General features: G+C 69.9%; 11 protein-coding genes. 1 reads left to right on the top strand and 10 read right to left on the bottom strand.

Features of this window, described 5'->3' with window-relative positions; all coding sequences use genetic code 11:
- From G7A99_RS05440 to G7A99_RS05405, 8 genes are all read right to left on the bottom strand, one after another.
- A partial coding sequence (locus tag G7A99_RS05440) for a beta-ketoacyl synthase N-terminal-like domain-containing protein (protein ID WP_305792311.1) occupies nt 1–753 on the bottom strand: 753 nt, incomplete at its 3' end.
- Nucleotides 754–842: 89 nt separating this feature from the next.
- Nucleotides 843–1,079, bottom strand: coding sequence for an acyl carrier protein (gene acpP / locus G7A99_RS05435; RefSeq protein ID WP_018716763.1), 237 nt, complete (start codon nt 1,077–1,079; stop codon nt 843–845).
- Nucleotides 1,080–1,210: 131 nt separating this feature from the next.
- Nucleotides 1,211–1,957 (bottom strand): 3-oxoacyl-ACP reductase FabG, encoded by a 747-nt coding sequence (gene fabG / locus G7A99_RS05430; RefSeq protein WP_163139139.1) that lies wholly within the window; start codon nt 1,955–1,957, stop codon nt 1,211–1,213.
- Nucleotides 1,958–1,968: 11 nt separating this feature from the next.
- Entirely contained in the window at nt 1,969–2,907 is a 939-nt protein-coding gene (fabD, locus tag G7A99_RS05425) for an ACP S-malonyltransferase (RefSeq protein ID WP_163139138.1), read from the bottom strand.
- A gap of 26 nt (nt 2,908–2,933) precedes the next feature.
- Nucleotides 2,934–3,914 carry a beta-ketoacyl-ACP synthase III gene (locus G7A99_RS05420; RefSeq protein ID WP_084594048.1) on the bottom strand — a complete coding sequence of 327 codons (981 nt, stop codon included), beginning with the start codon at nt 3,912–3,914 and terminating at the stop codon, nt 2,934–2,936.
- On the bottom strand, nt 3,911–4,945 hold the full coding sequence (gene plsX / locus G7A99_RS05415) for a phosphate acyltransferase PlsX (RefSeq protein WP_018716767.1): 1,035 nt from the start codon (nt 4,943–4,945) through the stop codon (nt 3,911–3,913). Before plsX ends, G7A99_RS05420 begins: the two co-directional genes overlap by 4 nt.
- An 88-nt stretch (nt 4,946–5,033) precedes the next feature.
- A complete protein-coding gene (rpmF, locus tag G7A99_RS05410; RefSeq protein ID WP_018716768.1) occupies nt 5,034–5,213 on the bottom strand; it encodes a 50S ribosomal protein L32 in 180 nt (59 codons plus the stop codon).
- A gap of 30 nt (nt 5,214–5,243) precedes the next feature.
- On the bottom strand, nt 5,244–5,762 hold the full coding sequence (locus G7A99_RS05405) for a DUF177 domain-containing protein (RefSeq protein ID WP_163139137.1): 519 nt from the start codon (nt 5,760–5,762) through the stop codon (nt 5,244–5,246).
- Nucleotides 5,763–5,857: 95 nt separating this feature from the next.
- Here G7A99_RS05405 and G7A99_RS05400 point away from each other — a divergent pair, with 95 nt between their 5' ends.
- On the top strand, nt 5,858–6,448 hold the full coding sequence (locus tag G7A99_RS05400; protein ID WP_018716770.1) for a nucleoside triphosphate pyrophosphatase: 591 nt from the start codon (nt 5,858–5,860) through the stop codon (nt 6,446–6,448).
- 16 nt (nt 6,449–6,464) lie between these two features.
- On the opposite strand, the gene G7A99_RS05395 is transcribed toward G7A99_RS05400, so the two are convergent.
- Together G7A99_RS05395 and G7A99_RS05390 are read right to left on the bottom strand one after the other, a co-directional pair.
- The gene (locus tag G7A99_RS05395; RefSeq protein ID WP_163139136.1) at nt 6,465–7,421 is read right to left on the bottom strand and encodes a S49 family peptidase; all 957 of its coding nucleotides are present in this window, start codon (nt 7,419–7,421) and stop codon (nt 6,465–6,467) included.
- Nucleotides 7,422–7,424: 3 nt separating this feature from the next.
- Nucleotides 7,425–8,375: an RluA family pseudouridine synthase gene (locus G7A99_RS05390; RefSeq protein ID WP_018716772.1), complete on the bottom strand. Its 951-nt coding sequence runs from the start codon at nt 8,373–8,375 to the stop codon at nt 7,425–7,427.
- Nucleotides 8,376–8,678 lie beyond the last annotated feature (303 nt).

The raw sequence follows: 8,678 nt of genomic DNA, 5'->3' as shown, positions 1-8,678 counted from the left end.
ACCGCGGGCCACCGCGTGCTCGTAGTCCTCGAGCACCAGCACACCTGCACCGTCACCGAGCACGAAGCCGTCACGGCTGCGGTCCCACGGGCGGCTCGCCCCCTGCGGGTCGTCGTTGCGCGTCGACAGTGCCTTCGCCGCGGCGAAGCCGCCGAGCCCGGTGGGCGTGGTGGCGAACTCGGCGCCACCGGCGATCATCACGTCGGCGTCGCCGTAGGCGATGATGCGTGCGGCCTGACCGATGTTGTGGGTCCCCGTGGTGCAGGCGGTCACGGTGGCCACGTTGGGGCCCTTGAGACCGAGCAGCACGGAGAGGTTGCCCGAGATCATGTTGATGATGGCGCTCGGGATGAAGAACGGCGAGATCTTGCGCGGACCGCCGCCGAGGTAGGCCTCATGGCCCTTCTCGATGGCACTGATGCCGCCGATGCCGGAGCCGACGGACACGCCCACGCGTTCCGCGTTGGACTCGTTGATCTCCAGGCCGGAATCCCGGACCGCGTCGACGGAAGCGGCGATGCCGTAGTGGATGAAGGGGTCCATCTTGCGGGCCTCCTTCCGCGAGAGGTAGTCGGAGACCTCGAAGTCCCGCACCTCACCGCCGAAGCGCACCGAGAACGCGGATGCGTCGAAGCCCTCGACCGGACCGATCCCGGAACGACCCGCGAGCACGTTCTCCCAGGCCCCTTCCAGGGTGTTGCCGACCGGGGAGATCATCCCCAGCCCGGTAACCACTACGCGGCGTCTGCTCACGCCCCACCTCCGTAAATGCCAACCACCCGAAACAGCACGGGGCCGGCGACGACCGGCCCTGTGTCAGCGTATCGATCCGACGGGGACCGTTACTCGAGGTTGGCGTTGATGTAATCGACCGCCTGCTGGACGGTGGTGATCTTCTCGGCTTCCTCGTCGGGGATCTCGCACTCGAACTCTTCCTCAAGGGCCATCACGAGCTCGACGGTGTCGAGGGAGTCTGCGCCGAGATCGTCGACGAAGGAGGCCTCGGAATTCACCTCTTCCTCCTTCACCCCCAGTTGCTCCACGACGATCTTCTTAACGCGCTCTTCGATACTGCTCATCTTGATCCTTCCTCCGGAGTGTAGAAAGTTCCGACCCGCCTACGCGGCCCCCAGCGTCAGACCCCGGGCCGAATCCGGCCGTATTTTAGGTGAACCGTCCCGGGCATGCCAGCGACTCGCGTACGACCGGTTCAGGCCATGTACAGGCCGCCGTTGACGTTGAGCGTCTCACCGGTGACGAAACCCGCCGCCGGCGAGGCGAGATAGCACACCGCCGCCGCGATGTCCTCCGCCCGGCCCAGCCGGGCCAGGGGTGTCTGGCCGACAAGGGCCTCGCGTTGCGCCTCGTTGAGCTCGTCGGTCATGTCCGTCTCGATAAAGCCCGGGGCGACGGCGTTCACGGTGATGCCGCGGGTGCCGACCTCGCGTGCCAGCGAGCGGGTCATGCCCATGACCCCGGCCTTCGCCGCAGCATAGTTCGTCTGACCGCTGTTGCCCATCAGGCCGACCACCGAGGCGATGTTGATGATGCGTCCGCGCCGCGCCTTCATCATGCCCCGTAGCACCGCCTTGCTCATGCGGTACACCGAGCTCAGGTCCGTGTCGATGATGTCGTCCCACTCATCGTCCTTCATGCGCATGAGCAGGTTGTCGCGGGTGATACCCGCGTTGTTCACCAGCACCGTCGGGGCGCCGTAGGCCTCGGTCACGGCAGCCACCGCCGCACTCACGCTGTCGGCGTCGGTCACGTTGAGGGTGACGCCGAAGCCTTCGATACCGGCCTCTTGGAGGTGGGCGGTGATGCGTTCCGCGCCCGCCCCGGAGGTCGCGGTGCCGACCACCCGGGCGCCGGCCTGGCCGAGCCCGGTCGCGATCGCGCGCCCGATGCCGCGGCTCGCGCCGGTGACGAGTGCCGTTTCGTTTTCGAGTGAGAACATCACGTTGCGCCTTATTCCTGAAGTGCCTTTTCAAGCGTGTCCGGGTCGAACACCGGCAGCGCCGGCATGCGGCGCTCGATACGGCGGTTCAGCCCGGCGAGAACCTTGCCCGGCCCGGCCTCGACCAGGCGGGTGACGCCCCGTGCCTGCATGGTGCGGATCGTGTCGACCCAGCGGACCGGGCTGTGGAGCTGGGCGACGAGTCGCTCGCGGATCGCCCCGGCGTCCGCCGCCGGCTCGGCGTCGACGTTGTGGATCACCGGCACGGTGGGCTCGCCGATGGTGACCGAGGCGAGCCGTTCCTCCAGGCGTTCCGCGGCCGGGCGCATCAGCGCGCAGTGGGACGGCACGCTCACCGGCAGGGCCACCGCCTTCTTGGCGCCCGCCTTCCGGGCGGCCTCGATGGCCCGGTCCACGGCGGACCGGTCCCCGGCGATCACCACCTGTCCGGGGGCGTTGTAGTTCACCGCCTCGACGATCTCGCCCTGGGCGGCCGACTCACAGGCTGCGCGCACGGCGTCGTCGTCCAGGCCCAGGATCGCGGCCATGGCGCCCTGCCCCTCCGGCACGGCGCTCTGCATGAACCGGCCGCGATCGTGAACGACCGCGACCGCGTCGGCGAACTCCATGGCCCCGGCACACACCAGCGCGGTGTACTCGCCGAGGCTGTGCCCCGCCATGATCCCCGGAGCGGCGCCGCCGCGTGCCTGCCAGACGCGCCATACGGCGACGCCGGCGGCGAGCAGCGCGGGCTGGGTGATTTCGGTACGGTTGAGGCTGTCCTCCGGGCCGTTGACGGCGATGTCCCAGAGGTCGGTGTCGAGGATCGCGCCGGCTTCCTCGAAGGTCTCACGTACCGCCGGATAGGTCCCGGCGAGCGCATCGAGCATGCCCACCGACTGCGAACCCTGGCCGGGGAAGACGAATCCGAGGGTGTTGTCTGTCGTCATGATCGTCTGTGCTCCACTCGTGCGCGTCAGAAGCGGACCAGTGCCGAGCCCCAGGTGAAGCCGGCGCCGAAGGCCTCGAGCAGCAGAAGCTGCCCCGGCTGTATGCGCCCGTCGCGGACGGCGACGTCCAGCGCGAGGGGGATGGACGCCGCGGAGGTGTTGCCGTGGCGGTCCACGGTCACCACCACGCGGTCCATGGGCAGCTCCAGCTTGCGTGCCGTCGCCGCCATGATCCGGATGTTTGCCTGATGGGGGACGAGCCAGTCGATGTCGCCGCGCTCCAGGCCGTTGGCGGCGAGGGTCTCCTCCACCACGGCGCCCAGGGTGCGCACGGCGATCTTGAAGACCTCGTTGCCGCGCATGGTGACCTTGCCGGAGGCCGGGTCGGTCATGAGGGCCTCGACGCCCTTGGAGACGCCCCAGGGCACGTTGAGCAGCGGTTCCTGGCGGCCGTCGGAGTGCAGGTGCGTCGACAGCACCCCGGGGGTCTCGTCCGCTTCCAGGATGACCGCGCCGGCACCGTCGCCGAACAGCACGCAGGTCCCGCGATCCTCCCAGTTGAGGATGCGCGAGAAGGTCTCCGCGCCGATGACCAGGGCGCGCCGGGCGCCGCCGGTGCGGATGAAACGGTCGGCCGCATCGAGGGCGTAGATGAACCCCGAGCAGGCGGCGGCAATATCGAAGGCGATGGCGCCGCCCGGGATGCCCAGCCGGTGCTGGATGAGGCAGGCGGTGCTGGGGAAGACCTGGTCCGGCGTGGACGTCGCGAGGATGAGCAGGTCGATGTCGCCGGGGCCGACGCCGGCGGCCTCCATCGCGGCCTCGGCGGCACGCGTGGCGATATCGCCGCAGGTCTCACCGTCGGCAACGACGTGCCGCTGGGCGATGCCGGTGCGTTCGCGGATCCAGCGGTCCGAGGTCTCGACAAGACGTTCCAGCTCTTCGTTGGTGACCACCCGCTCGGGCAGGTGGCTCCCCGTCCCCCGGATCCTGGCGTATACGCTCACGACGTCTGCAATCCTCTCGTCAGGGTCTCGCCGAGGCGCTGGTCGATGAGCGTCGGCACGGCGTTACGCGCCTCCAGGACGCCCACGTCGATGGCGTGCTCGAAGGCGACGGCATCCGCGCCACCGTGACTCTTGACCACCACGCCGCGCAAGCCGAGGAGGCTCGCGCCGTTGTAGCGCCGGGTGTCCAGCCGCCGGCGCAGCGAGCGCAGCACCGGCATCGCGACCAGGCCGGCGAGCCGAGTGAGCAGGTTACGGCAGAATTCCTCGCGCATGTAGTGCGAGATCATGCCGGCGACGCCCTCGCTGGTCTTGAGCGCGACGTTGCCGGTGAAGCCGTCGCAGACCACCACGTCCGCGGCCCCACGGAACATCGAGTCGCCCTCGACGTAGCCGACGTAGTGCAGGCTGCTGTCCTGCAGGAGCTGGCCGGCCTGCTTGACCTCGTCGTTGCCCTTGATCTCCTCCTCGCCCAGGTTGAGGAGGCCGACCCGTGGGGCCTCCAGTCCGCCTACGGTCTCGGCGAGCACCGAGCCCATGACGGCGAACTGGAAGAGGTGTTCGGCGGTGCAGTCCACGTTGGCACCGAGGTCGAGCATCTGGAAGGCGCCACCCTCGCAGGGGATGGTGGTGCAGATCGCCGGCCGGTCGATACCCGGCAGGGTCTTGAGCACGTAGCGGGCGGTTGCCATCAGTGCGCCGGTGTTGCCCGCGCTCACGCAGGCGTCGGCCTCGCCGGACTTCACGAGGTCGACGGCGACCCGCATGGACGAGTCCTTTTTCGCGCGCAGTGCCTGTGAGGGCAGCTCGTCCATGCCGACGAGCTGACTGGCGTGGTGCACGCGCAGCTGCCCGCCCTCGTCCGCGCCGTGGCGGGACAGCGCGTCGCGCAGGGCATCCTCCTGGCCCACGAGGATCAGGCTGACCGTATCCCCGTGGCGGCGGCAGGCGGCGAGTGCCGCCGGTACGACCACGTCCGGACCGTGGTCGCCGCCCATGGCATCGACCGCGATGGTTTGACGCCGTGTCATGCTGCTCTCTCGAACTGCCTCGGGCGCAACGCGAACGGCCGCCGCGCCCGATCCGGGCGGGGCGGCCGCGCGGCCGGGGGCCGCTCGTTCAGTCTTCCTGGCCCTTGGCGACCTTGCGGCCGCGATAGTAGCCGTCGGCCGAGATGTGGTGGCGGCGGTGGGTCTCGCCGGTGGTCTGCTCGGTGGACAGCGTGGGCTTGCCCAGCGCGTCGTGGGACCGGCGCATGCCGCGCTTGGACGGGGTCTTGCGGTTCTGTTGGACTGCCATGGAGGCTACTCCTGTATCGGATCCAGCGACTCAGTGATCGTCCCGCCGCTTGAGCTCGGCGAGGACGGCAAACGGATTCTCGCGCTCGGGCTCCGGTTCGCCCGGCGGGCCGAAGTGCTGCTTTGAGTCCGCGCAGCCACTGTCGGCGTCGTGTAGCGCCACTACCGGCAGCTCGAGGATCAGCTCGTCCTCGAGCAGCGCGAATACGTCGAGGCGATCGTCCAGCGCGACGACCGCCTCGTCATGACCCTCGGTGTCGGCCTCGGTGGCGACCACCACCACGCGGAAGTCCGCGTGCACCGGCACGGTCACCGTGCCGAGGCAGCGCTGACACTGCAGTGCCAGCCCGGCATCGACCTGCCCTTCAGCGATGACGAGCCCGCCGGGCTCACGGCTCACGCGGATGTCGGCGCTGGCCGTGCCGGTCGACTCGACGAGGCTCCCTGCCAGCCGTTCCCGGCCTGCCAGAGGCATGCTGCCGGTGAGACTCGCGCCGTCGTCGCCGAGCCGGCGGAGGTCGACAAACTGCGGCAAGGTTTCCTCGTGCATAAGGCAGCGCATATTATCCACGGCACGGGACGGTGTCAAAACGCTGTCAGACGACCATCAACCCCCGCCAGCGCGCGGGCGCAGGAGGTGACGACGTGACGGAACCCCGGCGGCTCGTTCTCGGCTCCGGCTCGCCCTACCGTGCGGCGCTCCTCGAGCGCCTGGGTCTCTCCTTCGAGCAGAGGAGCCCCGAGATCGATGAAGTCCGGCACGGCGACGAGTCCCCGTCCGCACTGGTTGTACGCCTGGCGGCGGAGAAGGCCCGTGCGGCGGGCGCCGGCCTGGATGACGCACTGGTCATCGGCTGCGATCAGGTGGCCTGTCTCGACGACGGTCACGTCCTTGGCAAGCCTGGGGATCGCGCCGGCGCGATCGCGCAGCTGCGGGCGGGCAGCGGCCGCCGGGTGGGTTTCCTGGTCGGTCTCGCCCTGCTCGACACCCGCACCGGGGCGCTCGCCGAGCGCCTGGAGACCGTCGACGTCGTCTTCCGCGATCTCTCCGCCGCCGAGATCGAACGCTACGTCGACCGGGACCGGCCCTGGGACTGTGCGGGGGCGTTCCGCGCCGAGGGCCTCGGGATCGCGCTGTTCGAGGCGATCGAGGGCCGGGACCCGAACACCCTCGTCGGCCTGCCCCTGATCGCCCTCGCAGAACTGCTGCGCGAGGCGGGGGTACCCCTGCCCTGACCCGGCACGGAACCGTCTAGCGCACGGCACCGGTGAACGGCCCGCCGAACCGCTGGGCGAGACGCACCGCGGTCACGCCCAGGCGGTTCATGACCCGCTCCAGGAAGCCGCCCCGCGGGGTGTAGTCCACCGTGCGGGCCACGCCGACGACGTCCCGTGCGACCTCGTCCGGGGTGGCCAGTGCGTCCGCCAGGCCCAGGTCCACCGCGCGGGCACCGGTCCAGACCAGCCCGGAGAAGATGTCGTCGCGGTCGCTGGCGAGCCGGTCGCCCCGGCCCTGCTTTACCGCGTCGATGAACTGCTGGTGGATCTCCTCGAGCATCGACTGCACATGCTCCTCCACCGCCGGGTTTGTCTCGCTGAACGGATCGAGCATCGCCTTGTTGCGTCCGGCCGTGTAGAGCCGGCGCTCGATGCCGAGCTTCTCCATGGCCCCGGTGTAGCCGAATCCGCCCATGATCACGCCGATGGAGCCGACCAGCGATGCGGGGTCGGCGTAGATGCGGTCAGCCGCGGCGGCGACGTAGTACGCCCCGGACGCCGCGATGTCGCCGGTGACGGCGTACAGGGGTTTGTCCGGATGGGCGGCACGGAGCCGCTGGATCGCGGCGTAGATCCGGCGTGCCTGCACCGGGCTGCCGCCGGGGCTGTTGATGCGGAGCATGACCGCCTGCGCCCCGGAGGCGGAGAAGGCCTCCTCCAGGCCGTTGATGACGCGGTCGGCGCTGGCCGGGGTGTCGGCCGCGATGGTGCCGTCCAGGTCGACCACGGCCGTATGCGGCGCCGTGCCGGGCATCTGGGCTTCGCCCTGCAGCGACGGCAGGGTGAGCAGGAGGATCGCCACCAGGTAGGCCAGCAGCAGGAATTTGAACAGCAGGCCCCAGCGGCGCGCCCGCCGGCGCTCGCGGATGCCCTCCAGGGCGATGTCGCGCAGGGTCGCCTGCGCCCAGTCGTCGCGCTCGTCCGTGGCCATCTGCTAGCTCTCCTTGTCCTGGTGGTGTTCGGAAAGGCGGTCGAGAAATCCGGTGAGTTCCGTGGGCAGCGGCGCCTCCACGGTCAGCCGCGTGCCGTCCGCTGCGGGCAGCGACAGCCGGGCGGCATGGAGGAACATCCGCCGCAGTCCGAGGCGGCGGGCCTCGCGGTTGCGTTCGTGCTCGCCGTAGCGGTCGTCGCCGGCGAGCGGCGTGCCCAGGTGGGCGGCATGGACACGGATCTGGTGCATCCGCCCGGTTTCGAGGTCGACGTCCACGAGGGTCCAGCCGGTATAGCGCCGGCGACGGTGAAAAACGCTGCGTGCCGGCCGCCCGGCCGCGCTCACCCGGACCATGGATTCCCCGCCCGGTCCGCTCTGGCGCTCCAGTCGTGCCTCCACGGGTATCGTCGCCGCGCTCATCCCGCCGGCGAGCAGCGCGGTGTAGCGCTTGTCCAGCCCGCCCTCGCGCAGCGCCGCGTGCAGACGTTTCAGGGCGGCCCGGCGCTTGGCGACGACCAGGCAGCCGCTGGTGTCGCGGTCCAGGCGGTGGACCAGATCCAGGAAGCGGCAGTCGGTGCGCAGCTGGCGCAGCGCCTCGATAACGCCGTAGCCGATGCCGCTGCCGCCGTGCACTGCCATGCCGGAGGGTTTGTCCACGACGATGATGTCGTCGTCCTCGTGGAGGATGCGGCTGCGCAGCCGCTCCAGCACCCGTGTCGAGGCCTCCTGCTGACTGCCCCGGCCTTCCCGCACGGGCGGCAGGCGCAGGCGGTCACCGGCACGCAGGCGATACGTCGGTTTGGTGCGTGAGCCGTTGACACGGACCTCGCCGCGGCGCAACAGCCGGTAGACCAGGCTTTTCGGTACGCCACGCAACTCACGGCTGATGTAGTTGTCTACCCGCTGGCCGTCGTATTCGGGGTCGATCTCGATGTGGCGGACCTGACTGCCCATGCGCGCTCCGCGGCGTGAGAAAGGGAGGTTTATGGCGGAAGCTCATCATACTAACCCGGCCACGGCCGGTGTCACCCCCTCGCAGTGTCCGAACGCCCGGCCGAAGCCGCCGGCCGGCCCGCCGGAGGGCGGTGCTGGCGGTGGCCGCAGGGGTGACAATGCATTCATTGCTTGGAAGGCAACTGTCAACGTTGGTATATTTGCAACGCTGTTACACGGCCCAAAAGCGCGTGATCAAAGCGCCGGCCGGTAGCCGCATGGATAAAGATTGCAGGCTGCGCGCGGCATCTTCACCGGCGCGCG

The sequence above is a fragment of the Arhodomonas sp. KWT genome, assembly GCF_010993615.1.
Note: the sequence above shows the minus strand (reverse complement) of the source record. Positions and strands in the feature narration are given on the sequence as shown.

Excerpts from the sequence above, each read along its gene's own strand:
- acpP (WP_018716763.1), bottom strand. The coding sequence starts at position 1,079 with ATGAGCAGTATCGAAGAGCGCGTTAAGAAGATCGTCGTGGAGCAACTG.
- fabG (WP_163139139.1), bottom strand. The coding sequence starts at position 1,957 with ATGTTCTCACTCGAAAACGAAACGGCACTCGTCACCGGCGCGAGCCGC.
- fabD (WP_163139138.1), bottom strand. The coding sequence starts at position 2,907 with ATGACGACAGACAACACCCTCGGATTCGTCTTCCCCGGCCAGGGTTCG.
- plsX (WP_018716767.1), bottom strand. The coding sequence starts at position 4,945 with ATGACACGGCGTCAAACCATCGCGGTCGATGCCATGGGCGGCGACCAC.
- rpmF (WP_018716768.1), bottom strand. The coding sequence starts at position 5,213 with ATGGCAGTCCAACAGAACCGCAAGACCCCGTCCAAGCGCGGCATGCGC.
- G7A99_RS05405 (WP_163139137.1), bottom strand. The coding sequence starts at position 5,762 with ATGCACGAGGAAACCTTGCCGCAGTTTGTCGACCTCCGCCGGCTCGGC.
- G7A99_RS05395 (WP_163139136.1), bottom strand. The coding sequence starts at position 7,421 with ATGGCCACGGACGAGCGCGACGACTGGGCGCAGGCGACCCTGCGCGAC.
- G7A99_RS05390 (WP_018716772.1), bottom strand. The coding sequence starts at position 8,375 with ATGGGCAGTCAGGTCCGCCACATCGAGATCGACCCCGAATACGACGGC.